The 26,443-nt window shown below is 56.6% G+C and carries 22 protein-coding genes; 12 read left to right on the forward strand and 10 right to left on the reverse strand.

What is annotated here, in order from left to right; translation table 11 throughout:
* Positions 1-633: 633 nt before the first annotated feature.
* The 3 genes from RYZ18_RS00815 (at position 634) to RYZ18_RS00825 (ending at position 5,188) form a co-directional block, all read left to right on the forward strand.
* On the forward strand, positions 634-1,719 hold the full coding sequence (locus RYZ18_RS00815; RefSeq protein WP_317654449.1) for a TRAP transporter substrate-binding protein: 1,086 nt from the start codon (positions 634-636) through the stop codon (positions 1,717-1,719).
* A gap of 173 nt (positions 1,720-1,892) precedes the next feature.
* Positions 1,893-2,792, forward strand: coding sequence for a TRAP transporter small permease subunit (locus RYZ18_RS00820; protein WP_317654452.1), 900 nt, complete (start codon positions 1,893-1,895; stop codon positions 2,790-2,792).
* A gap of 38 nt (positions 2,793-2,830) precedes the next feature.
* Entirely contained in the window at positions 2,831-5,188 is a 2,358-nt protein-coding gene (locus RYZ18_RS00825) for a TRAP transporter large permease subunit (protein WP_317654453.1), read from the forward strand.
* Between the two features lie 92 nt (positions 5,189-5,280).
* On the opposite strand, the gene RYZ18_RS00830 is transcribed toward RYZ18_RS00825, so the two are convergent.
* The 6 genes from RYZ18_RS00830 to RYZ18_RS00855 all read right to left on the reverse strand — a co-directional run bounded on the left by RYZ18_RS00830 (position 5,281) and on the right by RYZ18_RS00855 (position 10,785).
* The gene (locus RYZ18_RS00830; RefSeq protein ID WP_317654455.1) at positions 5,281-6,129 is read right to left on the reverse strand and encodes an arginyltransferase; all 849 of its coding nucleotides are present in this window, start codon (positions 6,127-6,129) and stop codon (positions 5,281-5,283) included.
* Between the two features lie 90 nt (positions 6,130-6,219).
* Positions 6,220-6,651, reverse strand: coding sequence for an RDD family protein (locus RYZ18_RS00835; protein ID WP_317654456.1), 432 nt, complete (start codon positions 6,649-6,651; stop codon positions 6,220-6,222).
* Positions 6,652-6,741: 90 nt separating this feature from the next.
* Positions 6,742-7,143: a DUF2852 domain-containing protein gene (locus RYZ18_RS00840; protein ID WP_317654457.1), complete on the reverse strand. Its 402-nt coding sequence runs from the start codon at positions 7,141-7,143 to the stop codon at positions 6,742-6,744.
* A 111-nt stretch (positions 7,144-7,254) separates the two neighbouring features.
* On the reverse strand, positions 7,255-8,130 hold the full coding sequence (gene mmsB, locus RYZ18_RS00845) for a 3-hydroxyisobutyrate dehydrogenase (protein WP_317654459.1): 876 nt from the start codon (positions 8,128-8,130) through the stop codon (positions 7,255-7,257).
* 21 nt (positions 8,131-8,151) lie between these two features.
* Positions 8,152-9,201 (reverse strand): enoyl-CoA hydratase/isomerase family protein, encoded by a 1,050-nt coding sequence (locus RYZ18_RS00850; protein ID WP_317654460.1) that lies wholly within the window; start codon positions 9,199-9,201, stop codon positions 8,152-8,154.
* Positions 9,202-9,285: 84 nt separating this feature from the next.
* A complete protein-coding gene (locus tag RYZ18_RS00855; RefSeq protein ID WP_317654461.1) occupies positions 9,286-10,785 on the reverse strand; it encodes a CoA-acylating methylmalonate-semialdehyde dehydrogenase in 1,500 nt (499 codons plus the stop codon).
* A gap of 116 nt (positions 10,786-10,901) precedes the next feature.
* Between RYZ18_RS00855 and RYZ18_RS00860 the strand changes: the two genes are divergently transcribed.
* The 5 genes from RYZ18_RS00860 (at position 10,902) to RYZ18_RS00880 (ending at position 15,335) form a co-directional block, all read left to right on the forward strand.
* Entirely contained in the window at positions 10,902-11,789 is an 888-nt protein-coding gene (locus RYZ18_RS00860; protein ID WP_317654462.1) for a LysR family transcriptional regulator, read from the forward strand.
* A 76-nt stretch (positions 11,790-11,865) separates the two neighbouring features.
* Entirely contained in the window at positions 11,866-12,360 is a 495-nt protein-coding gene (gene coaD / locus RYZ18_RS00865) for a pantetheine-phosphate adenylyltransferase (RefSeq protein WP_317654463.1), read from the forward strand.
* Between the two features lie 43 nt (positions 12,361-12,403).
* On the forward strand, positions 12,404-12,910 hold the full coding sequence (locus tag RYZ18_RS00870) for a peptidylprolyl isomerase (RefSeq protein WP_317654464.1): 507 nt from the start codon (positions 12,404-12,406) through the stop codon (positions 12,908-12,910).
* Positions 12,903-13,454 (forward strand): peptidylprolyl isomerase, encoded by a 552-nt coding sequence (locus RYZ18_RS00875; protein WP_317654466.1) that lies wholly within the window; start codon positions 12,903-12,905, stop codon positions 13,452-13,454. Before RYZ18_RS00870 ends, RYZ18_RS00875 begins: the two co-directional genes overlap by 8 nt.
* Before the next feature lie 51 nt (positions 13,455-13,505).
* Positions 13,506-15,335 (forward strand): ABC-F family ATP-binding cassette domain-containing protein, encoded by a 1,830-nt coding sequence (locus RYZ18_RS00880; RefSeq protein WP_317654467.1) that lies wholly within the window; start codon positions 13,506-13,508, stop codon positions 15,333-15,335.
* Positions 15,336-15,365: 30 nt separating this feature from the next.
* Here RYZ18_RS00880 and parE read toward each other — a convergent pair whose 3' ends face one another.
* Positions 15,366-17,327, reverse strand: a complete 1,962-nt coding sequence (gene parE / locus RYZ18_RS00885; RefSeq protein WP_317654469.1) for a DNA topoisomerase IV subunit B — start codon at positions 17,325-17,327, stop codon at positions 15,366-15,368.
* A gap of 271 nt (positions 17,328-17,598) precedes the next feature.
* On the opposite strand from parE, the gene hemA reads away from it, so the two are divergent.
* From hemA to ispG, 3 genes are all read left to right on the forward strand, one after another.
* On the forward strand, positions 17,599-18,822 hold the full coding sequence (hemA, locus tag RYZ18_RS00890; RefSeq protein WP_317654471.1) for a 5-aminolevulinate synthase: 1,224 nt from the start codon (positions 17,599-17,601) through the stop codon (positions 18,820-18,822).
* A 151-nt stretch (positions 18,823-18,973) separates the two neighbouring features.
* Positions 18,974-20,227 carry a helix-turn-helix domain-containing protein gene (locus RYZ18_RS00895; protein WP_317654473.1) on the forward strand — a complete coding sequence of 418 codons (1,254 nt, stop codon included), beginning with the start codon at positions 18,974-18,976 and terminating at the stop codon, positions 20,225-20,227.
* A 113-nt stretch (positions 20,228-20,340) separates the two neighbouring features.
* The gene (gene ispG, locus RYZ18_RS00900) at positions 20,341-21,468 is read left to right on the forward strand and encodes a flavodoxin-dependent (E)-4-hydroxy-3-methylbut-2-enyl-diphosphate synthase (RefSeq protein ID WP_317654474.1); all 1,128 of its coding nucleotides are present in this window, start codon (positions 20,341-20,343) and stop codon (positions 21,466-21,468) included.
* A 4-nt stretch (positions 21,469-21,472) separates the two neighbouring features.
* Here the strand turns inward: ispG and speE are convergent, their stop codons facing one another.
* The 3 genes from speE to RYZ18_RS00915 form a co-directional block, all read right to left on the reverse strand.
* Positions 21,473-22,336, reverse strand: coding sequence for a polyamine aminopropyltransferase (gene speE, locus RYZ18_RS00905; protein WP_317654475.1), 864 nt, complete (start codon positions 22,334-22,336; stop codon positions 21,473-21,475).
* A 68-nt stretch (positions 22,337-22,404) separates the two neighbouring features.
* Entirely contained in the window at positions 22,405-22,905 is a 501-nt protein-coding gene (speD, locus tag RYZ18_RS00910; protein ID WP_317654476.1) for an adenosylmethionine decarboxylase, read from the reverse strand.
* Positions 22,906-23,064: 159 nt separating this feature from the next.
* On the reverse strand, positions 23,065-23,538 hold the full coding sequence (locus RYZ18_RS00915; RefSeq protein ID WP_317654477.1) for a YbaK/EbsC family protein: 474 nt from the start codon (positions 23,536-23,538) through the stop codon (positions 23,065-23,067).
* A gap of 59 nt (positions 23,539-23,597) precedes the next feature.
* Between RYZ18_RS00915 and RYZ18_RS00920 the strand changes: the two genes are divergently transcribed.
* Positions 23,598-26,411: a bifunctional [glutamine synthetase] adenylyltransferase/[glutamine synthetase]-adenylyl-L-tyrosine phosphorylase gene (locus tag RYZ18_RS00920; protein ID WP_317654479.1), complete on the forward strand. Its 2,814-nt coding sequence runs from the start codon at positions 23,598-23,600 to the stop codon at positions 26,409-26,411.
* Positions 26,412-26,443 lie beyond the last annotated feature (32 nt).

The following is a 26,443-nucleotide window of genomic DNA, read 5'->3' on the forward strand; positions in this document are numbered from 1 at the left end:
GCCCTCGGTGATATCCGAGGGCGCATGGGGGTTTTTATGGCTATCGTCACCGACCCATGCGCACTGTCACTCCCACATTTACGACCACCAAATCTAGCATCCCAATCTCCTATAATTGGGGCGACATTAGGTATCCGCGGGGGGGAGGTCAACAGCGTTTGCAGGGTAGAAATTAAATAAACTGTCTTTTGGCGGCGAAAATGCGCAATTTTATATCCCAGAATAGCCCGATTGGATGGTTTTCTGAATTCGACCATCCGAACTTGGGGATGATGGCCGCTTTTGCTTTCCGATAGGACTATGCGCTTTGGGAGGGGCAAGATCGGGGAAACTGTAGGTGCCCTTGCGTTTGAAAAGATTCGGAGCGCGGGCGCAGATCATGGCGAGTGCGCAGCGTTCAATTGTAACCTTAAGTTGATCGCTTGCGTAAAATCCATTCACCTCTTCTAAAATTAGGTCAGAATTTGCGATATATTTTAGGGAAAATGGCTCTTTTGGTAAAAAAATTTTACAAAATCGGGGCTTCGAGCGCGGAAATTGGTTTGCGGCGCAATTTTGTTGCTGTAGCGTGGCAGAACCTTGAAACGAAAAACTGTCGCACCAATGCGGCAGTGTCCGAATGGGAGGAATACTATGGATCGTCGTTCTTTCTTGAGAACGTCTGCCCTTGGGGGGACAGCAGCCGCAGCTTCGACTTTGGCCGCACCACTTTACGCTCAGGGCAATCGTACGCTGACATTGGTAACTTCGGTTCCTGATGGTTTCGCGATCTTTGATGACGCGGCACAGATGGCGGCAGACTACATCACTGCTATGACCGATGGTCAGCTGACCATCAACAAGATGCCTGCAGGCAACCTTGTTGGCGCGTTCGAAGTGTTTGACGCCGTGTCCTCTGGTCAGGCTGATATGTATCACTCGGCTGATTACTACTTCTTGAACCAGCACCCTGGCTTTGCATTCTTCACCGCCGTGCCTTTCGGTATGACTGGTCAGGAATTCGCCAACTGGTATTACAACCGTGGTGGCCACGAGCTGCACAACGAGCTTGCAGGTCTCTTTAACCTGAAATCCTTCACTTGCGGCAACACAGCGATGCAGCCAGGTGGTTGGTTCAACAAAGAAATCAACTCGGCTGATGACCTTCAGGGTCTGCGCTTCCGTATGCCCGGTCAGGGTGGTCAGGTTCTTGGCCGCTTGGGTGCATCCGTTCAGAACATTCCTGGCGGCGAAATCTATCAGGCGCTTGCTTCTGGTCAGATTGACGGTGCGGAATGGATCGGCCCCTTCGCGGATGAGCGCATGGGCTTCCAGGAAGCAACCTCGATCTACTACACCGCAGGCTTCCACGAGCCAGGTTCTGCATTGACCTTGTCGTTCAACCTCGATGTTTACGAAAGCTTCACCAATGCACAGAAGCAAATCGTTGACGCGGCATGTGCGGCAGCAAACTCCAAATCCTTGGCGATGACGCTGCAGGAAAACGGTGCGGCGCTTGAGCGTCTGCGCGCAGGCGGCATCCAGACACGTCAGTTCCCTGATGATGTTTGGGATGCGTTCGGCCGTGCTTCCGCAGAAGTGCGCGAAGAGAACATGGGCGATCCGATCTATGCACAGATCGCAGAAAGCTACTTCGCTGCGATGCAGGAATCGGTCGGCTGGTATGACATCGGTGATGGCGAATATATGCGCCAGCGTAACCGTGTGAACGCAGGCTAATCGTCTGAACTTCGGCTCCTCTCCCGTGCAAGCGGGGGAGGAGTTTTTCTTACATCTCCCCGAAGCTGCCTCTCATAGCGGGACAGATCCAGCGCCAAGCGCGTGCAGATTTCTGCGTGCTGCGGTGCTGCAAATTCCGTTGATGCAACGCCCGCTTCTGCAAGGATAGTCACATGATTGATTTCATTGTCTGGGTCTTCACCAATATCGCGATGGCCCCTTACAATCTGGCAGTCGCGCTCATGAACCCTGGGTCATGGTTGGATTGGAGCAATAACGAGTCCCTCGTGCGGTTCATCTACTATGGTGCATCGGTGGAGTTCTTCTTTGTCGTCTTCACCGCCTTCTTGATCATCACCGTCATCGGTGCGGTTTGGAAACGCCAAATCCTATGGGCGATGGTGCGCGCGCTTGAGGCATTCGCCAATGGCGTGGGTCGCACAGTTGCATGGGTTGGCTTAATCATGGTGCTGCAGCAGGTGATGATCGTCTTCCTGCAAAGAATTTTCCGCGTGCCAGATATTCAGCTTGGCCCGCTTGGGATCAGTTTTGCGCAAGACCTGTCTTGGTGGGCTGAGGAACTAAAGCTTTATAACGCTATGATCGTCTGCCTTTGCGTGTCTTACACATTCGTGCAGGGCGGGCATGTGCGCGTTGACCTGTTTTATTCTGGCATGAAACACCGCGCAAGGCGCATTGTCGACATGGGCGGGGCGCTGTTCTTTATGCTGCCCACAACCGTTCTGACCTACCTTTACGCATGGTTCTTCATGTGGCGTCACCTTGTGGTGCCAAACCCCTCCGCCTCAAGCGAGTTGGATCGTATGATCATGCAAGCGCGTGTGTTGCGGTGGAACGTGGAAACCATCGGCTTTAGCCCCAACGGGTTTAACGCCTATTTCATCTTCAAGGTCTTGTTGGTCATCTTCTGCGTCATGGTTTTCGTCCATGCGCTGGCGGTGTTTTGGCGCGCCTTCCTCGAATATGTCGAGGGTGAAGAAAGCGCAGACAAGTATCGTGACCTTGACCCGCAAGATGCAGAGACTGAAGCCCTGCATGCTGCGGGCCATTAAGATCCACGCCTAGACGTGCCTGAAGGAAAGAAAAGAAAATGATTTTTGGATTGGATGGAATTGAGATCGGTCTGATTATCGTGTTCCTGACGCTGTTTGGCGGGATCATGACAGGCTTCCCCGTTGCCTTTGCTATTGGCGGGGCGGGGATCATCTCCTTTGCGATTATTGCTGCGCTCGACTCGGCGGGGTTATTGATCCACCAAGCGATTGATACGGCCTCTGACCAGTATCACGCCTTGGTCGAAAGCGGGATTGCCCGCGAAACCATATCGGTGTTCCGATACCCCGAATTGCCGCGGATTGAGGAACATCTCTTCCCCGGCGGGTGGGAAATGGCGATGGATCGCAACATCTCCTTTATCGTGAACCGCATGAACGAGCGTGTGATCGCGGGTCAGTCCATCGAAACGCTTTTGGCCGTTTTGATGTTCGTTTTGATGGGGATCACGCTGGAGCGTTCAAAGATCGCCGATGACCTGCTGACCACCATGGCGCGCGTCTTTGGCCCGCTGCCCGGTGGCTTGGCGGTGTCCATCGTGATTGTGGGTGCGTTCCTTGCGGCCTCCACGGGGATCGTTGGGGCGACTGTGGTGACCATGGGCCTCTTGGCTTTGCCAACAATGTTGCGCAACAACTACTCGCCCGAACTGGCAACGGGTGTGATTGCGGCCTCTGGCACTTTGGGCCAGATTATCCCGCCCTCTATCGTGATTGTTCTTCTGGGCACATTGGTGGGTGACCTCTATGCTACGGGCCAAGAAACCCGTGCCCAAGTGGCGGGTTGCACCGATGCGTTGACCTATCTGGGCGAGCCTGCGGTTCTTTCTGTGGGCACCTTGTTCCAAGCCGCGATTTTGCCAGGTATCTTCTTGGCGTTCCTTTATGCTGCTTATGCCTTCGGCTTTGCCTTGTTCAATCCAAGCAAGGCGCCTGCGGTTCAGATGGGCTCGACCAATGCGACCCCGATCACCCGCAATGAGGCGCTGACATGGTTCTTGGCCGCGCCTGCCGCCCTTATCTTTGCGGCGGTTCTTGGGGCAAGTAGCGGTGTGATTGGCAGCCAGTCGATCTTTGTTTCCAACATGGAAAACAACAGCCGTTCCGCCAGCCTGCGCACGAATGTGAGCGAAACCTGCCAAGCGGCGATGATTGAGCTGCATGGCCAAGAGGCATGGGATCAAGCCGTGGTTGAGACGGCCGAGATTGCAGCATCAGGTGCAACAGGTGAAACCCGCGAATTGTCCGAAGAGGAAATGGCTGCAGCTCGCGAGGCGGCGGTTGCCAATGCGGCACCGATCGGGTCTGGCGTGGCGACAATCTTTATCCTCTTGGCACTGATCCTGACCACGGCACGCGGTGTTGCGCCAAATGAAAACGCGCGTCCGTTGCTGATCGGTGGGATCGGCGTGGCCTTGGCCTTTGCGGTGGATATGTTGTTCATCACGCCCGCGACCAGTTCGGGTGCAGCGTGGATCTACCTCGCCCTTCCGTTTGCCCTCACCATTTATGGCTGTCGGATTGCAATGATGCGGATGTCGCAAAATGATCTGTTGCGCGTGGTGTTCCCGCCCCTCGTTCTGATCGTTGCGGTTTTGGGATCTATCCTTGGCGGTATTTCCAACCCGACACCTGCGGCGGCTTTGGGTGCGGCAGGGGCGATCATGCTCGCCGCGCATCGTAAGCTGAGCGAAGAAGACAAGAAATCAAAGATCGTGATCTGGGCGTCTTTCGCGCTGGTCATCCTGATCTTGGTGGGTGTCAATTTCGATCTGCGCATCAGCCGCTCTGAGGTGCCGTTGCAAGATTGGATTGCTTATTTCATCGCGCAATTTGCCTATCACTTCGCCTTCGGCGGGCTGCTTTACAGCTGCTATGTTCTCTATCGCCGCAGCGTTCTGACGCCTGTGGTGCGGGAAACGGCAAAAGTGACCTCGATGGTGTTCACCATTCTCATCGGGTCGCAGTTGTTGAACCTTGTTCTGATCTCCTTCGGGGGCGAGCATTACATTCAACAATTCCTGCGCGCTTTCGACAATGAGATGGTCGTGTTCCTCTTGGTGATGCTGATCTTGTTTGTCTTGGGCTTTGTTCTCGACTTCCTCGAGATCATCTACATCGTGATCCCAATCGTGGGGCCTGTTATTTATGGCGGCACATTGGATCCGAAATGGGTGACCATCATGATCGCGGTGAACCTGCAGACCTCGTTCCTGACACCGCCCTTTGGATTTGCGTTGTTCTATCTGCGCGGGGTTGCCCCTGCCAGCGTGACGACACGCAACATCTATCGCGGCGTGATCCCCTTCGTGTTGATCCAAGTTGTGGGACTGGGCCTGTTGTGGCTGTTCCCTGACATCGTGACCATCGTGCCTGACCTTCTGCCCAACAATTAAGGGCAGAGGACAGGGTGCATGAAAAAGCGCGGCCCCCCAATTTGGGGGGCCGTTTGCGTTTGGTGCTTATACTGATGTGAAACGGGTTGGCCTCAGGGCGTGTCTTGCGAAGATTTCGCTGTCTGCGGGGCCATCAAGTCTGGCAAGGAAATCTGCGCCACCTGTTGCGCAATCGGATCAACCGACAAAGGGTGCGTCTGGTTGGAATATTCATCAGGATTTCCGATATCCTGCCACGCGCCATAAACATATATTTCCAGGGCTGAGAACCGCGCCTTATAGGCCATTTTATCCGACCCCGGCACCCAATAGCCGAGATAGACATAGGGCAGCCCTGCCTCGCGTGCGAGATCGATATGATCCAAGATCACATGCGTGCCAAGTGATCTGTGATCCAAATCAGGATCAAAGAAGGAATAGACAAGGCTGAGACCGTCATCGAGAATATCGGTCAGGCAGACCGCCGCTAATCCCGCATCCTTGCCCGCATCGCGATATTCCACCACGCGCGAGCGCACGGGTGTTTCTTCAATCATCGCGGCAAATTCGAACACATCCATGTCGGCCATGCCGCCATCGGCGTGGCGCGCATCTAGATAGCGGCGGAAAAGGGTGAATTGCTCTTCCGTGGCCCAAGGGGCGCGGGCATTGCGGGTCATCCCCAGATTGCGCTTTTTGGTGCGTTTTTGGCTTTTGCTTGGTACGAAATCCGCCACCCTGATCCGCGCAGAGAGACAGGCGGTGCAATCAGCGCAAGCGGGGCGATAGAGCACATTTTGCGAGCGGCGAAAGCCTTGCTTCGATAGGCTATCGTTCAGTTCAGTCGCATGATCGCCCTGTAATGCGGTAAAAAGCTTTCTTTCCCGCCGATTTGGAAGGTAAGGGCAGGTTTGAGGTGCAGTCACATAGAATTGCGGTGCAATCGGTAAAGTGTGGCGCATGGATCCTCAGCGGCGAAAATTTGAATATAGCCTGCCTCAATGTAGGGGCATGGGCAAGTAAATTGCAACCATACCGCGAAAACTGCGCGCTTATTGCGGGCGATTTATGGCGACTGTGCCTAAGAAAAGATCGTGCAGACCCTGTTTGCGCGGGCCCAAAATCATCATGAGGGCAGAAATCGTTTGCGGCAGAACAAAGCCAGAGGCGAGCATGAACAAAAACGTATGCATCATCGCCTCGAAACTATTGAGCCGCGCGCCCGTTGCATTGCGCAATTCAATCGCCATGATCCGCATCCCCCATGTGGCGGATTGGCTGGCAATGGTAAACCATCGATAGACAAAAGAAAGCGCCACAAAGAATACGGGCCAGAAAAACCACGCAAGCCCCACTGTGAAAATCCCTGCAATCAGCAAGATCACAGTGATCACCAGAACATCAATCACCCAAGCGCCAAAGCGTTTGAGCGCGACATAAGAATAAAATTCGCTTTGCGCGTAAGGATCGGGCAGGTGAGACATGATGGGTGTAACCTAATGGCTTCGGGGCAGGGTGAGAAGAACCATACCCCACCCAAAAGCGCAGGGTGGGGTAAGCGTTGCATTTATGGATCACTCGGCCTGTGGGGCCGGGGCGCCTGTTTTTGCATCACGCTCTTTCATAAAGGCGTCAAATTCGGTTTTGTCCTTGGCGTCGCGCAGACGTCCAAGAAACCCTTCAAAAGCGCGCTGCTCCTCCTCAAGGCGCTTAAGCGTATCGGCCTTATAGGCGTCAAAGGCGCTGTTGCCTGTGCTGCCACCCATGTGAGCATGGCGCGATTTTTTGCAGGTTTTGAACATGTCTTTTCTCCAGATCATATAAAATAGAAGGGCCAGACCTACGGGCCAAAATAGGATGAACCCCAGAACCATCGCGGCAATCCATGCGGGTTTGCCACGTTGATCCAAAAACGCCTCGGCCCGCGAGAACCAACCTTGAACAGGGGCAGGGGGCATAAGTGTTTGGCTTTGCATATGCGTTTCTCCTTTGCTGCGCAGCCGCGCCATAATGTTAATGTTAATTACATTAACACATATGGGCAGAAAAAACCCCGCCACAAGAGGGCGGGGAAATATTTTTGTAAATTAGGTGCTTTTTCTGCCCATTGCGGCCAAGCGTGGCAGCATGGCAGAGAAATCTTTGCCGCGCCCATCTTCGTTTTCGACAAATTGCGTATAGATCGCCTCGGCCAATGCGCCAAGCGGGGTGGCGGCATCCGCGGCCGTTGCGGCATCCTGCGACAGGCGCAGATCTTTCAGCATCAATTCCGCCGCAAATCCAGGCTTGTAGCCGTTATCAGCGGGGCTTTGCGGCCCAACACCGGGGGCAGGGCAATAGGCATTGATCGACCAACTGGCACCCGATGAGGTCGAGACAACATCAAACATCGCCTGCCGCTCAAGACCCAGCTTATCGGCCAGCGCAAAAGCCTCGCATGTGCCAATCATAGTGATCCCTAGGATCATATTGTTGCAGATCTTTGCCGCCTGACCATTTCCCGCTGCACCGCAATGCACGGCCTTTTGCCCCATGATTTCGAACAGGGGCGCGGCGCGGGTGAAATCCGCCTCATTCCCGCCGACCATGAATGTCAGCGTGCCTGCCGCCGCCCCACCAACGCCCCCTGAGACGGGCGCATCGAGAAATCCGATCCCTTTCGCGGCGGCGGCCTCGGCAATTGCGCGGGCCGCGTCAACCTCAATGGTTGAGCAATCAATCACCAGCGCGCCCTGTGGCAGAACGGCCAAAACTTCATCCGCCACGGCGCGCGCAATCCTGCCATTGGGCAGCATGGTGATCACCACTTCAGCCCCTTGGGCGGCCTTCGCTGCCGATGTGGCGCAGGCGATCCCGTCAGGTGCGGCAGCCGTGTCGAACCCCGTGACCCTGTGACCTGCGTTTTGCAAATTAAGCGCCATGGGTGCACCCATATTGCCCAATCCGATGAATGCGATCTGCATGATTTGGCCCCTTATTCTCGCTTAATCCAGTTTCAGCGCCCGTGGCCCCAATGGCAAGAGCAGCGATGCCACCATCGCAGGCGGCACATCGCGCGGGCTGCTATGCATCCAATTCGGGTTGCGGTCTTTGTCGATGATCTGCGCGCGCACACCCTCTAGGAAATCGGCCTTTTCCACCGCGCGCGAGGTAAAGCGGTATTCCTGCTCTAGCGCATTTTCGATTGTGTCGCGCAGGCGCGTACGATGCACCAGTTCCACCGTGCAGGCCATCGACAGGGGTGATTTCTTGCCCATCTCGGCTAAGGTGGATTTTGCAAAATCGCTGTCAGAGAATTCCAACGCATTGAGAATATCGCGTAGGGTTTCGCCACCAAAATGGTGGTCAATCTCGGCTTGCAGGGCGGCAAGCGGGGCCACAGGGGAGCTGTGGCCTGCGGCGGCCTGATCTACCAAATCATAATTCGCGCTTTCGCAAAGCTGGGTAATCAATGTGGGCCAATCCGCCTCAGGAATATAATAATCCGCAAAGCCTGCGTAAATCGCATCGGCCCCTGTCATCCGCGCGCCCGTGACGCCCAGATATTCGCCCAAGCGACCTTGGGCGCGGCTCAAGATCAAAGTGCCGCCGACATCTGGCACAAGGCCGATTCCAACCTCGGGCATGGCAAGAATGCTGCTGTCGCCCACGATACGATGCGAGGCGTGACAGCCCAACCCAACGCCGCCGCCCATCGTATAGCCTTGCATGAAGCTGATCACAGGGCGGGGGAAGTGGAATAGCTTTGCGTTCATGCGATATTCATCGGCCCAGTAGCGTGCGCCAATCTCCATATCGCCCGCGCGACCCGCCTCGTAAATTTCGGCAATATCCCCGCCTGCACAAAAGGCCCGCTCGCCCGTTGCATCTAGGATCACAATCTCGACTGTCTCATCCGTGGCCCATGCGTCAATCGTTGCGGCAATTTCCGCGCACATGGATTGCGATAGCGCATTCAGGGCCTGTGGCCGCGTCAGCGTGATACGACCTGCGCGCCCGTCTTTTCGGATGTTGAGAAACTCTGTCTCGCTCATGGCCCCCTCCCTAGTGTCACAGCGAACCCCCGCGCAAGGTCTGCGCGGGGGCTTGTCTTAAGTTTGGTGATTTTCGCGGCAGGATCAATCCATTGCCTTGAAGTTAAACGCAGCCCCTTCCTTGATCCCGCTTGGCCAACGCGAGGTCACGGTTTTGGTGCGGGTGTAGAAACGGAAGGAATCTGGCCCGTGCTGGTTCAAATCGCCAAAGCCTGACCGCTTCCAACCGCCAAAGGTGTGATAGGCCAAGGGAACAGGGATTGGCACGTTGATGCCAACCATCCCGATATTCACGCGGGACGCAAAATCGCGCGCTGCATCGCCGTCACGGGTAAAGATCGCGGTGCCATTGCCATATTCGTGATCCATCGCAAGACCCAAGGCCTCTTCGTAAGAAGCGGCGCGCACAGTCGACAGAACGGGGCCGAAAATCTCGGTCTTATAGATATCCATGTCAGGGGTGACGCGGTCAAAGAGATGCGCGCCCACAAAGAACCCGTTTTCATAGCCTTGCAGATTGAAATCGCGGCCATCGACAACCAATTCCGCGCCCTGATCCACGCCTGTTTGCACAAGGCGCAGGATGTTTTCCTTGGCGGCTTTGGTAACAACTGGCCCGAAATCGACATCATTGCCTGCGGTATAAGGGCCGACCTTCAAGGCCTCGATCCGAGGGACAAGTTTTTCGATCAACCGATCTGCGGTTTCGTCACCCACTGGCACGGCCACGGAAATCGCCATGCAGCGTTCGCCTGCCGCCCCATAGCCCGCGCCGACCAAGGCGTCAGCGGCCTGATCCATATCGGCATCGGGCATGATGATCATATGGTTTTTCGCCCCGCCAAAGCATTGGCAGCGTTTGCCTGTTTCGGCCGCGCGGCTATAGATATACTGCGCAATTGGGGTCGACCCAACAAAGCCAACGGCCTGAATGATCTCGCTGTCCAAGATGGCATCCACAGCACCCTTATCGCCATTGATCACTTGGAACACGCCATCAGGCAAACCCGCCTCTTTCAAAAGCGCACCCAACATCATCGGGCAGGACGGATCACGTTCCGAAGGCTTGAGGATCATCGCGTTGCCCGATGCCAAGGCAGGGCCCAATTTCCACAAAGGGATCATCGCTGGAAAATTGAACGGCGTAATCCCTGCAACAACGCCCAAAGGTTGGCGCATGGAATACATGTCAATGCCAGGGCCTGCGGCATCTGTGAATTCACCCTTCAGCAGATGCGGTGCGCCGATGCAAAATTCGATCACCTCCAGCCCGCGCTGAACATCGCCTTTCGCATCTGGGAAGGTCTTGCCATGTTCGCGGCTGATGGCCTCGGCCAGTTTGTCCATATCGCGGTTAAGAAGGCGCACCAATTCCATCATCACGCGCGCGCGGCGTTGTGGGTTTGTGGCGCCCCATGCAATTTGCGCCTCTGCGGCGGAGGCGATCGCGCGATCCATTTCTTCCTGCGAGGCCAATGCCACCTGCGCCTGCACTTCCCCTGTTGCGGGGTTAAAGACATCCGCTGTGCGGCCCGATGTGCCCGCGACATGCGCGCCGTTAATCCAGTGACCGATCTGTTCCATGATCCCACCCTTTTGTTGAAAATCTACACTTGGTGGCCGTTCTATACTTGCAATCCTGTCGGGAAAAGAGGCAGAAATCCAAATTAGTCTTGCATTTTTGCAAAATGGATGGGGCGATGAATTGGGATGATATCCGTGTCTTTCTGGCCGTTGCGCGCGCCGAAAGCCTGACAGGGGCAGGGAAAACCCTGCGGCTTGATGCGGCCACAATCGGGCGGCGTATCGCACGTCTTGAGGCGCAGCTGGGGGCCGAGCTGTTTGTGAAATCCCCGCAAGGGTATGTCCTAAGCAGTGTCGGGGAGGAGCTTTTGCCCGCAGCCGAGGCTGCCGAGGCGGCCCTTGCCGTTCCGCTTGCAGGCGGGCAGGGGCAGGCGGGGTTGTCTGGCACGGTGCGGATCGGCGCGCCTGATGGCTGCGCCAATTATTTGCTGCCACAGGTCTGCGCGGCCATTCGCGCCGATAACCCTGATCTCGACATCCAAATTCTGGCCCTGCCGCGGGTTGTGAACCTGTCCAAGCGCGAAGCGGATTTGGCGATTACTGTCAGCCCACCCGATGCGGGGCGGCTTTTGGTGCAAAAGATCACCGACTATCATTTGCATTTGGCAATGCGCGCCGATCTGACGCCGCCAGATGATCTGGCCAAGGCGCGGGATCATGCGGTGGTGGGCTATATTCCCGATATGATTTTCGACAAAGAATTGGACTATCTTGGGTTGTTGGGGCGCGGACGGGTGCAGATGGCGTCAAATTCTGTCGCGGTGCAGTTGCAAATGCTGCGGCAAGGCGGGATTGGATTTGTGCATGATTTTGCACTGCCATTCGCACCCGAATTGCGGATTGTGCTGAAGGATGACATCAGCCTGAAACGGGCCTTTTATCTTGTGCGCCACGAGCAAGATCGGTGCTCTGACAGGTTGGGGCGTTTGGTTGAGGCTTTGTCAGCGGGGCTGCGCGCCGAGGTGGCGCGGCTTGAAGCGGAGGCTGCCGCGCGCTGCTTTTAGCTTGCGTTTCGCGGCGCAATAATGTTGCGTGACCCCGTAATTGCGGCAGCATATGCCAAGTTTGGGAGATTTGCAGATGCGCACAGGCCTATATCCGGGCACGTTTGATCCAATCACATTGGGCCATGTCGATATTATCCGCCGTGCGGCCACATTGGTTGATCGATTGGTGATTGGTGTTGCGATCAACCGCGATAAAGGCCCGCTGTTCACCCTTGAGGAACGGGTGGCTATGGTCGAGGCTGAAAGCGCGAAACTGTCACGCGCTACGGGCATTGAGATTGTCGCGCATCCCTTCGACAATCTTTTGATTGATTGCGCGCGCGAGGTTGGGGCGGGGCTTATCATCCGTGGCCTGCGTGCGGTCGCTGATTTCGAATATGAATTCCAGATGGTCGGCATGAACCGCAAACTGGATGATGAGATCAACACTGTCTTTTTGATGGCAGAGGCCGAGCATCAGGCGATTGCCTCAAAACTGGTAAAAGAAATCGCGCGGCTTGGGGGCGATGTCAGCCATTTCGTGCCGCCCGCTGTGCATCAAGCGCTAGACGCGAAATTCTCATCCTGATAGGTCAAGGCCAAAGTCAGATATCCGCAAAAGGAATAAAGGCATGGCCGAGATCAAAGACCCCGAAAACACCATCCTGATGGAGCTGAAAGACGGCACTGTCACCATCGAATTGCTGCCCGACATTGCGCCTGCGCATTGCGCGCGCATGAAAGAATTGGCGCGTGAAGGCGCCTATGATGGTGTGATCTTTCACCGCGTGATTGACGGGTTCATGGCGCAAACGGGCGATGTTGAACATGGCAATGCCGACAAGGGCGCGAATATCCGCATGGCGGGCACGGGCGGTTCGGACAAGCCTGATGTGCCTGCTGAATTCTCTGGCATTCCGCATGATCGCGGCACATTGGGGGCAGCGCGCTCTTCCAACCCCAATTCGGCAAACAGCCAGTTCTTTATCAATTTTAACGACAACCATTTCCTCAATCGCCAATACACCGTTTATGGCCGCGTGATTGCAGGGATGGAGCATATTGACGCGATCACTCGCGGCGAGCCGCCTGCAAACCCTGATAAAATGATCAGCGTGAAGGTGGCCGCAGATGCGTAAGCTTGGCGCAGCGATGGCCTTGCTTCTGGCAAGCCCTGCCTTTGGGGCGGGGCTAGAGATTGATATCGCGGGCGAGGCGAATGGCACCATCGTCATCGACTTGTTCGAGGATGTCGCCCCAGAACATACGGCGCGGATGCTGCAACTGGCCGAAGATGGCGCTTATGATGGCGTGGTGTTTCACCGCGTGATTGATGGGCTCATGGCACAAACGGGCGATGTGGAATATGGCCGCATCGGGCAAGATATGCGCTTTGCAGGGCGGGGCGGATCTCAATATCCAGACCTGCCTGCCGAGTTTTCTGATCTCAGCTTTGAGCGGGGCGTAGTCGGCATGGCCCGCGCCGCGAACCCAGACAGCGCCAATTCGCAATTCTTCATCATGTTTGCCCCTGTGCCGCAATTGAATGGGGATTACACCGTTGTGGGCGAGGTCACATCGGGGATGGAGATTGTCGATCAGATCAAGCGTGGGCTTGGGCCAAATGGCGCTGTGATTGGCGAACCTGATCAGATGGCGGCTGTTCGGGCCATTCGTGATTGACCAAAGACAAGCCCGCCGTGTTCAGGCGGGCTTGCGTGAAAGATAGCCCCCATGGCCCGCCCCTCGCTTTTGCAGCTTTCGGATATTTCACTGACCTTTGGCGGTGATCCCATTTTTGATGGGTTGGATTTGGTTGTGCATCAGGGGGATCGCGTGGCGCTCGTTGGGCGCAACGGGTCGGGCAAATCGACCTTGATGAAGGTCATGGCAGGGTTGACCGAACCTGACACAGGCAGCATCACAAGCCCGCAAGGCACCTCGGTCGGCTATATGGAACAAGAGCCCGATTTTACGGGCTTTGCCACATTGGGTGATTTTGCCACGGCCACGCTTGGCCCAAGCGAAGCGTGGCGGGTCGAGGCCTTGGCCGATGGTCTTAAGCTGCGCCTTGACGCTGATCCTGCCAAGGCGTCTGGCGGGGAGCGCCGCCGCGCAGCCCTTGCACGGCTTTTGGCCGAAGAGCCTGATATCATGCTCTTGGACGAACCCACCAACCATCTTGATATCGAGGCCATCGGATGGCTCGAGGCGCGGCTTGCAGAAACCCGCACAGCCTTTGTCGTGATCTCGCATGATCGTGCGTTTTTGAACGCCCTGACCCGCGCCACCTTATGGGTGGATCGCGGGCAGGTGCGCCGCAATGAGCAAGGCTTTGCCAGCTTCGAGGCGTGGCGCGATAAGGTTTGGGACGAAGAAGACACAGCGCGCCACAAATTGGATCGCAAAATCAAATCCGAGGCCCGTTGGGCCGTTGAAGGGATCAGTGCGCGGCGCAAACGCAATCAGGGCCGTGTGCGCGCTTTGGCCGATTTGCGCGCAGAACGCGCTGCAATGATCCGCCGCCAATCCACCGCCGCCATGGTGTTGGAGGAGGGGCCGCAATCTGGCCGCAAGGTGATCGAGGCCAAGGGAATTTCAAAATCCTTTGGAGACACGCAAATTCTGAAACCCTTTGATCTGCGCATTTTGCGCGGGGATCGGGTGGGGTTTGTCGGCCCAAATGGCGCAGGCAAAACCACGCTTTTGAATATGCTGACAGGCCAACTTGCCCCTGACACAGGGCATGTCACCTTGGGCAAAGGCCTTGAGATGGCGGTGTTTGACCAAAACCGCGCAGGATTGAACCCTGAGGCCAGTCTGTGGGACAGCCTGACCTTGGATCGTGAGATTGCCGTGAATGGATCCTCTGATCAGGTCATGGTGCGCGGCAGCCCCCGCCATGTGATGGGCTATCTCAAAGATTTCTTGTTTGACGAGGCGCAAGCGCGCGCGCCTGTGCGCTCCCTCTCGGGGGGCGAGCGGGCGCGGTTGATGTTGGCCAAAATCATGGCACGCGAAAGCAATCTTTTGATCTTGGACGAGCCGACCAATGATCTCGATGTCGAGACATTGGATTTGCTGCAAGATCTGCTTGGTGACTATGCGGGCACGGTTCTTTTGGTCAGCCATGACCGCGATTTTCTGGATCGGGTTGCCACCAGCACGGTTGTCCTTGAGGGGCAGGGCCGTGCGCAGGCCTATGCGGGCGGATGGAGCGATGCCTTGGCCCAAGGGGCGCGGATCGGGGCCGCGCCGGAGGATCGCGAAGCACCGCCTGCCGCAAAATCAGGCCCTGACCGGGTGGTGTCAAATGCAGGTGCAAAACCCGCTGCAGGTCTCAGTTTCACGGAAACTCATCGTCTTAAGGAATTGCCATCGGTGATTGCGCGGCTTGAGGCGGAAATGGGTAAGCTGTCTGAATTGCTGTCTGACCCTGATCTCTACACGCGTGAGCCTGTCAAATTCGCCAAAGCGACCGAGGCCTTGGCCGAACGTCAGGCCAAACTTGCGGCTGCCGAAGAAGAATGGCTGCTGCTTGAGGAGAAGGCGCAAGGGGCGTGAGCGCCCAAACTGTGCCAATATTCGACAGGGTTAAACGTCCAATTCCTCAACAAAGTGCGCATTATCTTGGATATATTGGAACCGCAATTCGGGCTTTTTGCCCATCAAACGTTCCACCAGATCCCCGGTTTCGCCGGGCGTGTCCTCATCCACTGTGACACGGATCAACTTGCGCGAGGCGGGATCCATCGTGGTTTCTTTCAGGTCTTTGGCGTCCATCTCGCCCAGACCCTTAAATCGGCTCACATCAATCTTACCGCGCCCGCCTAAGCCACGCGTCATCCAACTCTCTTTCTCGGCCTCATCAAGGGCATAGACCCGATGCGCGCCTTGGGTCAGGCGGAACAAGGGGGGGCAGGCGAGATAGAGATGACCCTGATCAATCATCGGACGCATCTGGGTGAAGAAAAATGTCATCAAGAGCGAGGCGATATGCGCCCCATCGACATCTGCATCGGTCATGATGATGATTTTGTCATAACGCAAATCTTCAATATTGAATTTCGTGCCCATCGACACGCCAAGCGCCTGACACAGATCGTTGATCTCTTGGTTTTGGCCCATTTTGGAGGAGGCCGCACCAAGCACGTTCAAAATTTTACCACGCAAAGGCAGCAGGGCTTGGGTCTTGCGGTCACGGGCCATTTTGGCAGACCCGCCCGCACTGTCGCCTTCCACGATGAACAATTCTGTGCCTTCGCGGTTCGTGGCCGAACAATCCACCAATTTGCCCGGCAGGCGCAGGCGCTTGGTGGCAGATTTGCGCTGCGTTTCTTTTTCTTGTCTGCGGCGCAGGCGTTCTTCGGCGCGCAGGATCAGAAAATCGAGGATCGCCCCCGCCGATTTGGTATCGGCGGCCAACCAATTGTCAAAGCGGTCGCGCACCGCCCCTTCGACCATGCGCGCCGCTTCGGTGGTGGCGAGGCGGTCTTTGGTTTGCCCGACAAATTCGGGCTCTGCGATAAAGCATGACACCAACGCACATCCGCCCGCAGTCAGATCTTCGCGGGTGATGTTCGCGGCCTTGCGATTGCCCGCCAATTCGCCATAGGCGCGAATGCCCTTCAGGATTGCCGCCCAAAATCCAGCCTCATGGGTGCCGCCCTCAGGCGTGGGAACGGTATTACAATAAGATTGGATGAACCCATCGCGCGCAGGTGTCCAATTGATTGCCCATTCGACCGAACCCGCCGCACCGAAGCGTTCTTGAAACTCTACCTTGCCCGCAAAGGGGGCTTGCGCATAGGTCGCGGCATTTCCCAAAACCTCGCCCAGATAATCGGCCAAGCCGCCCGGGAAATGGAACGTGGCCTCCTGTGGGGTTTCGCCATCGTCAATTGCAGATTTCCAACGAATTTCCACGCCTGAAAATAAATAGGCCTTAGAGCGCACCATTTTGAACAGGCGGGCAGGCTTAAAGCGATGGCTGCCAAAGATTTGTTCATCGGCATGAAAGCTGACTTGCGTGCCGCGCCGATTGGGGGCCGCGCCAAGGTTCTGCAATCCCCCTTGGGGCAGGCCGCGCGAGAATTCTTGCGCGTAAAGCGTGCGATTGCGGGCCACCTCGACCCGCAAATGATCGGAAAGCGCATTCACGACCGATGCCCCAACCCCGTGCAAACCGCCCGAGGTTTGATAGGCCTTGCCCGAAAACTTACCGCCCGCGTGGAGGGTGCATAAAATCACCTCAAGCGCGGATTTGTCGGGGAATTTGGGATGCGGATCAATCGGCATCCCGCGGCCATTGTCGCGGATTGTGACGGTGTAATCTGCGGCCAGTTCAATCTCAATCCGATTGGCATGACCCGCGACAGCCTCGTCCATCGAGTTGTCAAGGATTTCTGCAACCAAATGGTGCAAGGCGCGTTCATCGGTGCCGCCAATATACATGCCCGGGCGCTTACGGACGGGCTCCAACCCTTCCAACACCTCAATAGATGAGGCGTCATAGGCCTGTTCCGAGGCCGCTTGGCCCAAAAGATCATCCGCCATGCTCTGCTCAATCACATTTTTGCTTTACGATTTTGCCTATATTGGCAGCTTTATCTCGCGGCGAAAAGCCAAAAACGGCCTTGCAAACCACTACATCTTGGGCGCTTGCGCGTGTTTGCATGTCAACCAAATTTAAATTTGCGCCAGATCAAATACAGGCGCGCGTCAATTTGTTACTTGGATTTTCAACAGCGAAGGGACTATCTGACACGCAACGCTGGCCGTTATCCCTGAAACCACGGCCTGCGCGCGGAAATGTAAGGAGACGAGTGTGGATTATAACAACGCCCTTAATCATGCCTTGGATAGCCTTCACAACGAGGGTCGCTATCGCACGTTCATTGATATTGAACGCCGCAAGGGGCAATTTCCGCACGCAACTTGGACGCGGCCCGATGGCAGCCAGCAGGATATCACGGTCTGGTGTGGCAACGATTATTTGGGCATGGGGCAGCACCCTGTCGTTTTGAACGCTATGCACGAGGCGCTTGACGCCACAGGCGCAGGGTCTGGCGGCACGCGCAACATCTCAGGCACCACTGTCTATCACAAACGCCTTGAGGCGGAATTGGCCGATTTGCACGACAAAGAGGCGGCGCTTGTATTCACATCTGCCTATATTGCCAATGATGCCACCCTCTCGACCCTGCCGCGGTTGTTTCCGGGTCTGATCATCTATTCGGATGAGTTGAACCACGCCTCTATGATTGAGGGCATTCGCCGCAATGGCGGGGCAAAGCGCGTGTTCAAACACAATGATCTTGCTGATTTGCGCGCCAAACTGGCGGCAGATGATCCTGCTGCGCCAAAATTGATTGCCTTTGAATCGGTCTATTCGATGGATGGCGATTTTGGCCCGATTGCGGGGATCGTAGAATTGGCCGAGGAATTCGGCGCTTTGACCTATTTGGACGAGGTTCACGCGGTGGGGATGTATGGCCCACGCGGGGGCGGGGTGGCCCAAAAACTGGGCTTGTCGGATCGTATCGACATTATCAACGGCACGCTTGGCAAAGCCTATGGTGTGATGGGCGGATATATCGCGGCATCGGCCAAAATGTGTGATGCTGTGCGCTCCTATGCGCCGGGTTTCATTTTTACAACATCCCTGCCACCTGTGGTTGCAGCGGGCGCTGCCGCTTCGGTTGCGCATCTTAAGACGGATCAGGCCCTGCGGGATCTGCATCAAGAGCGCGCAGCAGTTCTGAAACTGCGCCTAAAGGGAATGGGCCTGCCCATCATTGATCACGGCAGCCATATTGTGCCTGTGATCGTAGGTGACCCTGTTCATACTAAGAAAATCTCGGATATGCTTTTGCGGGATCACGGGATTTATGTGCAGCCCATCAATTTCCCAACTGTTCCCCGCGGGACAGAGCGGTTGCGCTTTACCCCAAGCCCTGTGCATGACCCCAAAATGATGGATGCTTTGGTGCATGCCATGGATCGCCTCTGGAGCCATTGTGCGCTGAATCGTGCCGAGTTGGCGGGTTAATACACAATAAGTTTATCACCTAGCCTAGCTTATGCTATTCTGTCGTTGGGGGATGACGGGGCCGATACGAATCGGCCTTGTGATATATGGGCAACGGAAAAGCAGTTTTGGCCAGAAACTGCATCCAAGGGCAGGTTGAGCGGGGCGCCAAATGGGGCATGATGAGACGGGGATGATGGGGGCATCAACAGAAGAATTGCACAGCGAATTGCTGATGGATGTGCCTTTGGGCGATCTGATGCGCGGTGAACGCGCAACCATGGGTAAATCGCTACAGGATGTTGAGGCGGATTTGCGGATCCGTGCCTCATATATCGCCGCTATCGAAAACGCAGATTTAACGGTCTTTACCTCGCGCGGGTTTATCGCGGGTTATGTGCGGTCATATGCGCGGTATCTGGGTCTTGACCCTGAATGGGTGTTTTCGCGGTTTTGCGAGGAAACAGGGTTTTCAGGTGTCAGCGGGTTCTCTCCCGAGGTGGATCGTACCGCGCGCAGACCGCAGAAAATTGAAATGCCCAAAGGCCAGATGGGCGGCCTGCAAGAAGACCGCCGCTTTTCAAAACGCCATGTTTTATACGACACGGATGACGGGTTTCTCCCTCGACTTGAGGCGGGCGCGCTTGGCTCGCTTTTTGTCTTGTCGGTGGTTTTGCTTGGCGTGGGCTATGGCGCGTGGGTCTTGCTCAATGATTTTCAGCGCGTTCAATTCGCCCCTGTCGCTGATACGCCCGTTGCATTAACAGCGCTTGACCCGCTGCCCTTGCCGCAAAACACAACCAGCGATTTGGCCGATGCAAGCCCCGCTCTGCCCGCCCAAGAAGAGACGCGCGACAGTGCCGCGATGGAGCGTCTGTATCGCCCCACCTTGCTTGAGGCCCCCGTCTTGGTGCCGCGTGACCGCGCCATCAGCACCTTGAACCCCTCAACCACAGGGGCCTTTGCCCGCGATAACAGCCCCGTCTTGCGCCCCGATGATATCTCGCGCGCGATTGCCGCCGCAGGAGGGGGGGAGGCCACACCGACCGCCTCAACCAGCAATCCGCCCGTGACCCAAGAGCCGCGCGATGAGGTTGTCCTGTTTGCTGTGCGCCCCTCATGGATCAGGATCACCACGACCGATGGCACCGTTCTTTTTGAGGGCACGCTGAATGCGGGCGATAGTTATACCGTCCCCGTCATGGATGAGGTGCCCGTGCTGCGCGCAGGCAATTCAAGTGCGCTTTATTTTGCGCTGAACTCTGTCACCTTTGGCCCTGCAGGTGAAGGCAGCAGTGTGATCAAGGATGTGCCGATTTCTGCCGATGAGATTCAAACCCGCTATTCCATTGCAAGCGCGGCCTCTGATCCGCAATTGCCCGAAGTGGCGCAATTGGTTCTCGAGCGCCTCGCGCAAGGCGAATAAATCGGGGGCCTGTTCGCGCTCTGCGTGTCCAAGCATTGTGCAATCGGTGGCAAGGGCTTATCTTGCGCGGTGAAACGTCTTTGCGATGCGACAAGATAAAGGTCACACTCCCCATGTCTCATAATCCGATCCGCCCTTGGCGCAATATCGACCGCCGCAAAAGCCGTCAGATTCATGTAGGCTCTGTGCCAGTTGGGGGGGATGCACCGATTTCCGTGCAAACCATGACCAACACCCCCACCACCGATATAAAGGCGACCATCGCACAGGTTCAGGCCTGTGCCGAGGCAGGCGCCGATATCGTGCGCGTCTCTGTGCCAGATGAGGCCAGCTCGAAGGCGCTGAAAGAGATTGTGCGCGAAAGCCCCGTGCCAATCGTTGCAGATATCCATTTCCATTATAAACGCGGCATTGAGGCGGCAGAGGCAGGCGCGGCCTGTTTGCGGATCAATCCTGGTAATATTGGCGATGCAACCCGCGTGCGTGAGGTGATCAAGGCCGCCCGTGATCATAATTGTTCGATCCGTATCGGGGTGAATGCAGGCTCCTTGGAAAAGCATTTGCTTGAGAAATATGGCGAACCTTGCCCTGAGGCGATGATTGAATCAGGGCTCGATCACATTCGGATCTTGCAGGATAACGATTTTCACGAGTTCAAAATCTCGGTCAAAGCGTCCGATGTGTTTTTGGCGGCTGCGGCCTATCAAGGTCTGGCTGAGGCCACCGATGCCCCCATCCATTTGGGCATCACTGAAGCAGGCGGTTTGACCTCAGGCACGATCAAATCTGCAATTGGTTTGGGCAGCCTGCTGTGGATGGGGATTGGCGACACGATCCGTGTCAGCCTTTCGGCCGATCCTGTGCAAGAGGTGAAAGTTGGCTATGAGATCCTCAAATCCTTGGGCCTACGCCATCGCGGGGTGAATATTATTTCCTGTCCATCTTGCGCGCGTCAGGGCTTTGATGTGATCAAAACAGTCGAGGCTTTGGAAAAGCGTCTTGAGCATATCAAAACCCCAATGAGCCTTTCGATTATCGGCTGTGTGGTCAACGGGCCGGGCGAGGCGCTGATGACCGATGTGGGCTTTACAGGCGGCGGTGCTGGGTCAGGTATGGTCTATCTTGCAGGCAAACAAAGCCACAAGCTGAACAATGACCAAATGATCGACCATATCGTAGAGCAGGTCGAAAAAAAGGCCGCCCAACTTGAGGCGGCCCAGAAAACCGAAGCGGCGGAATAACCCCTTAGGGGATCAGACGCGCCACATAGGGGGGCAGGGCGAACGCGCCGCGATGCACCTCGGGGGTATAATACTCTGTGCTGATCCCTGCCGCTTTGAACCGCGCCTCAAGGGTGGCAAGATCAACATGCCGCGCGTTACTATCACTGCCCCAGCCAAAGGCCATAGGCCCGCCTGCATAGCTCGGAATGCTCGCCAGATAGCAGCTGTAATCAGAAAATAGCGTCTTGAAGGCCCGCATTGTGCCTGTCAGCTCATCTCCTTGCAGGAACGGAACCCCGTTTTGCGTGACCAAAATCCCGCCTTCGGCCAAACGCGCCTTGGCGTGGCCGTAGAAATGATCGGTAAAGAGAACCTCACCGGGGCCAACGGGATCGGTGCTGTCGATGATGATGACATCATAGACATCCGCGTTTTGTTTCATGAACACGGCACCATCATTGATCACCAGATCAAGGCGCGGGTCGTCAAAGGCCCCATCTGAAATGGCGGCCAGATATTTCTTGGAAAAATCCACCACGCCCGCGTCAATCTCGACCATGGTCACCTGTTCGATGCTGTCATGTTTCAGCACCTCGCGCGCCATACCACCATCGCCGCCGCCCACAATCAGCACGCGCTTGGCGGCCCCATGGGCCAAGATCGGCACATGGGTCAGAATTTCATGGTAGATGAAATTATCCGCTTCGGTCACCTGCACCACGCCATCAAGCGTTAAGATGCGCCCGAAAGTGGGGTTTTCAAACACGCGTAGGCGTTGGTGATCGGTTTCGCTGTCATAATGCATCTGCGCCACGCGCAAGGCTTGCCCGTGATCTTGGTGCAGACGCTCAACGCTCCAATCGCGCATGGTTTCAGGATCGCTCATCGGCGGCCTCCTTTCGGGCAGTTTGGGGCAGGGGGAGGGGCGGGGTTTCACCGCCCCTGCAAGCGCAATTATGCTGCGGCAATCGCCTCGGTCACCAGACCTTCGCCGCGCAGCAATTCTTTGACGCGCACATCTTGCGTGCCAAAGGCCGCTTTAAGCACATCCACCGCGCGCCATGGTTCGGCATCGCCGCACATAAAGACGTCAAATGCGCCATAGCCAATCTCGGGCCATGTATGCACCGAGATATGGCTTTCCGCCAAAACCGCCACACCCGACACGCCTTGGGGGCTGAATTTGTGGGTATGAATGTGCAGAAGCGTTGCCCCACATTCGCGCACGCAGTCGCGAAATGCAGTTTGAATCCGCGCCTCGTCATCAAGGCCATGGCCATTGACGACTTCGAGGATCAGATGCGTGCCCGCGAAAACGCGGCCATCGCGGCGAATGAAGTGATCATCGCGTGTCTCATCGAACACGCTTCGGTCAGCCGAAAGGCTGTGAGTGTCTTCCGCATGGGCGCCTGTCTCCAGACCAGTCCCCAGTTGGAAGAGGTCGGCGCTAGACATAGCACGCCCCCTTCTTACCAGCAGATTGATGTGGTGGGCCCTTAGCGCCCCCCCGCTGATGGCAGCGAGGTTGGGATCGGCACCCGGTTCGTAAGGGGGGCACCTAGTGCGTCATGTTTCCCATTTCAAGGAAAATCTTGGCATCTGTTCCGATTCTTTTTATTCGGCCACGAAATCGGCCTGTTTTGCCCCGGTCAGTCGCAAAAGCTGTTCGGGGGAGATGCCGAAAATATGGCGCGGTGTGCCTGCCGCCGCGTATACCAAATCAAAGGCCAAAAGCCGCGGGTCAAACCATATGCGCAAGGGGCGCAGATGCCCGACAGGGGCCACGCCCCCGATTGCAAAGCCCGTGACACGGCGAATCGTGTCGGCATCCGCCCGCGCCAAGGCGCACCCAGTCAGGGCTTCGGCGCGCGAGGGATCGACCTGATTGCCGCCTGCGGTGATGAACAAAACCAACTCACCGCTCGCGACCTCGCGGAATATGATTGATTTCGCAATTTGATCGATTTGGCATTGCGCCGCACGCGCCGCATCTTCGGCGGTGCGGGTGCCTTCGGCCATCTCAAGGATCACAGCCTCTAGCCCCGCCCTCTCTGGGGCATGGGCCACGCGGGCAAGGCTTTTGCTCATGCGCATTCCCTTCTATCATCTGTCACAACCTTTGAGCGCAAACGCATGATAATGACAAGATGACCCAAAACGCCGCCCCCTTTGCCGCTCGGATCACCCGCGCGCCCCTTGCCTATGACGGTGCCTTGGCGACAGGTCTATTCGCGGATCTGCCCCAATTGAACGAGCTTGCGCCTGAACTGCGTGAGGTCATCCATGGCGTGGCCGGATGTGCGCCGTATCTGGCGGGCCTGATCCGCCGCGAAATCGATTGGTTGATCCCCACCCTCAGCGCCGCGCCTGAGGCGGGTATGGCTGCAATTTTGGCAGAGGCGGCCGCCTTAGGGGCTAGTGATCTCGATGCGGGGCTGCGCCGCCTCAAGCGCCGCGCCGCGATCCTTGTGGCTTTGGCCGATTGTGGCGGTGTTTGGGATTTGTTGACCACCACGGCCCTCTGGTCGCAATTCGCCGATGCCTGTGTGCAGGCGGCGCTGCGGGTTCATGTCGGGGCCGAGGCGCGGCGCGGACGCATTCCCACCCAAACCGAGGAGGATGCGCTGCGCGATGGCGCGGGAATGGTGGCGCTTGCGATGGGGAAAATGGGGGCGGGGGAATTGAATTATTCCTCTGACATTGACCTGATCTGTCTCTTTGATGAAACAAGATTCGATGCAGGGGATGAGATGGAGGCGCGCACAGGGTTCGTGCGCGCAACCCGCCGCATTGCCGCAAGTTTGGGGGAAATCACATCCGAGGGTTATGTATTCCGCACCGATCTTCGGCTGCGCCCCGATGCCTCTGTGACGCCCGTCTCTATCTCAATGGCTGCGGCTGAACGCTATTACGAGGCGGAGGGGCGAAATTGGGAGCGCGCCGCATATATCAAGGCGCGCGCTGCCGCCGGTGATCTTGCGGCAGGGGAGCGGTTCTTGAAAACCCTCACGCCTTTCGTGTGGCGCAAGCATTTGGATTTCGCCGCCATCCGTGACACCCAAGACATGCGCCAGCGTATTCGCGACCATAAGGGCCTGCATGGGTTCACCCTTGAGGGGCATAATATGAAACTGGGGGCGGGCGGCATTCGTGAGATCGAATTTTTTGCCCAGACCCGCCAATTGGTGGCAGGTGGCAGAGATCCCGATTTGCGGATGCGGCGCACGGTTGATGCTTTGGCCGCCTTGGCCAAGAAATCATGGGTTGATCCAGAAGTCACAGAAAGTCTGACCGCGCATTACATCGCGCATCGCGAGGTTGAGCATCGTTTGCAGATGATCCATGACGCGCAGACGCACAGCTTGCCCAAATCGCCCGAAGGGTTTGCGCGGCTTGCGGCCTTTATGGGCGAGGGCGATGTCGCCGCATTTCGTGCCGCGCTTCTGGCGCGATTGCACGCAGTTGATGACGCCTGCGAGCCGTTTTACACCCCGCAAAAGCAAGCTGAGATTGAACATGAAGATGTCACTCTTACCCCCTCACAAATAGAGATTTTATCGCGTTGGCCGGGCTATTCCTGTTTGCGCGCCTCACGCGGGCGCGAGATTTTCGAACAGATCAAACCCGCCCTCTTGAGCAAGCTGATGAAATCCGCAAATCCAGATGAAAGTCTTTCGAATTTTGATAGCTTTCTCAAAGGTTTGCCTGCGGGTGTTCAACTATTTTCTTTATTCCAATCAAACCCGTCATTGATTGATCTTTTGGCTGATATCTGTGCAACGGCGCCTGCGCTTTCCATATACTTATCGCGCAATGCTAAAGTTCTAGATGCGGTTCTAAGCGGTGGGTTCTTTGCGCGATGGCCCGCACGGGGCGAATTGCTGCAATCTCTCAGCAGCACGCTTGAAGGGCTTGATTATGAAGGACAGTTGGACGCTGCGCGCCGTTGGCTGAAAGAATGGCATTTCCGTGTTGGGGTGCATCACCTGCGCGGCCTGATTGAGGCTGAAGAAGCGGCCAAGCAATATACCGATTTGGCCGATGTGGTGATTGCCTGTTTCTGGCCTTTGGTCTGTTCGGAATTGGCAAAAAAACATGGGGTCGCGCCAGGTCGCGGCGGGGTTGTTTTGGCCATGGGGAGCCTTGGGGCTGCGCGGCTCACGGCGGGGTCGGATTTGGATTTGATCGTTATTTATGACGCGGGCGGTGTTGAGATGACGGATGGCCCGCGCCCATTGGACGCGCGGGGGTGGTTTTCGAAGGCAACAAAAATGCTGATCACCGCACTCTCTGCACCGACCTCAGAGGGGCGGCTTTACGAGGTTGATATGCGTCTGCGACCCTCAGGCCGCAAGGGGCCTGTTGCGACATCCTTGGAGGCCTTCACGCATTATCAAATGAATGAGGCATGGGGGTGGGAGCATATGGCGCTCACCCGCGCACGGGTTGTTGCAGGCGATGCAAGCCTTGGCGCAGATGTCGAAGCCACGCGGATGCAGGTGATCCAATCCCCTCGCAAGCCAAGCACGATCATCGCGGATTTGGCCGACATGCGCCAACGCCTTGCGGCGGCAGGGCGCAAGGGCAGCACCTTTGACGTCAAGGCGGGCATGGGCGGTATGCAGGATATTGATCTGATCGGGCAGGCGGGCGCGCTGATCGCGGGCAGTGCGGCCCGCGCCACTGCGCGCCATCTGCGCGCAGCAGCCAAATGCGGTTGGCTGACCCAAGCCGAAGCGGAGGCCTTATCTGCCGCGCATGCGCTCTTTTCTCGTGCGGCGCAGGCTGCACGCCTCTTGACGGATGCGCCGCTTGATCCAAGTGATATCGGGCAGGGTGGGCTAGAATTTCTGGTGCGCGCCACGGGCCACGCGGATCGCGCCAGTTTGGAAACTGCGCTTGACGCTGGCCGCGTGGAATCTGTCGCAATTATCGAGGCCGCTTTGACGCGCAAGCCCTAGATCGGCCAAGGGCATATGGGATGCAGGAGTTT

Source organism: Roseovarius sp. 10 (assembly GCF_033100315.1).
GTDB lineage: Bacteria > Pseudomonadota > Alphaproteobacteria > Rhodobacterales > Rhodobacteraceae > M30B80.

Bases quoted from the DNA above. Each gene is read 5' to 3' on its own strand.
- RYZ18_RS00820 (WP_317654452.1), top strand. From the start codon at position 1,893: ATGATTGATTTCATTGTCTGGGTCTTCACCAATATCGCGATGGCCCCT.
- speD (WP_317654476.1), bottom strand. From the start codon at position 22,905: ATGTCTAGCGCCGACCTCTTCCAACTGGGGACTGGTCTGGAGACAGGC.
- RYZ18_RS00855 (WP_317654461.1), bottom strand. From the start codon at position 10,785: ATGGAACAGATCGGTCACTGGATTAACGGCGCGCATGTCGCGGGCACA.
- RYZ18_RS00835 (WP_317654456.1), bottom strand. From the start codon at position 6,651: ATGTCTCACCTGCCCGATCCTTACGCGCAAAGCGAATTTTATTCTTAT.
- coaD (WP_317654463.1), top strand. From the start codon at position 11,866: ATGCGCACAGGCCTATATCCGGGCACGTTTGATCCAATCACATTGGGC.
- RYZ18_RS00850 (WP_317654460.1), bottom strand. From the start codon at position 9,201: ATGAGCGAGACAGAGTTTCTCAACATCCGAAAAGACGGGCGCGCAGGT.
- RYZ18_RS00830 (WP_317654455.1), bottom strand. From the start codon at position 6,129: ATGCGCCACACTTTACCGATTGCACCGCAATTCTATGTGACTGCACCT.
- RYZ18_RS00895 (WP_317654473.1), top strand. From the start codon at position 18,974: ATGGGGCATGATGAGACGGGGATGATGGGGGCATCAACAGAAGAATTG.
- RYZ18_RS00870 (WP_317654464.1), top strand. From the start codon at position 12,404: ATGGCCGAGATCAAAGACCCCGAAAACACCATCCTGATGGAGCTGAAA.
- ispG (WP_317654474.1), top strand. From the start codon at position 20,341: ATGTCTCATAATCCGATCCGCCCTTGGCGCAATATCGACCGCCGCAAA.
- RYZ18_RS00840 (WP_317654457.1), bottom strand. From the start codon at position 7,143: ATGCAAAGCCAAACACTTATGCCCCCTGCCCCTGTTCAAGGTTGGTTC.
- mmsB (WP_317654459.1), bottom strand. From the start codon at position 8,130: ATGCAGATCGCATTCATCGGATTGGGCAATATGGGTGCACCCATGGCG.
- RYZ18_RS00920 (WP_317654479.1), top strand. From the start codon at position 23,598: ATGACCCAAAACGCCGCCCCCTTTGCCGCTCGGATCACCCGCGCGCCC.
- parE (WP_317654469.1), bottom strand. From the start codon at position 17,327: ATGGCGGATGATCTTTTGGGCCAAGCGGCCTCGGAACAGGCCTATGAC.
- speE (WP_317654475.1), bottom strand. From the start codon at position 22,336: ATGAGCGATCCTGAAACCATGCGCGATTGGAGCGTTGAGCGTCTGCAC.
- RYZ18_RS00875 (WP_317654466.1), top strand. From the start codon at position 12,903: ATGCGTAAGCTTGGCGCAGCGATGGCCTTGCTTCTGGCAAGCCCTGCC.
- RYZ18_RS00880 (WP_317654467.1), top strand. From the start codon at position 13,506: ATGGCCCGCCCCTCGCTTTTGCAGCTTTCGGATATTTCACTGACCTTT.
- RYZ18_RS00815 (WP_317654449.1), top strand. From the start codon at position 634: ATGGATCGTCGTTCTTTCTTGAGAACGTCTGCCCTTGGGGGGACAGCA.
- RYZ18_RS00860 (WP_317654462.1), top strand. From the start codon at position 10,902: ATGAATTGGGATGATATCCGTGTCTTTCTGGCCGTTGCGCGCGCCGAA.
- RYZ18_RS00915 (WP_317654477.1), bottom strand. From the start codon at position 23,538: ATGAGCAAAAGCCTTGCCCGCGTGGCCCATGCCCCAGAGAGGGCGGGG.
- RYZ18_RS00825 (WP_317654453.1), top strand. From the start codon at position 2,831: ATGATTTTTGGATTGGATGGAATTGAGATCGGTCTGATTATCGTGTTC.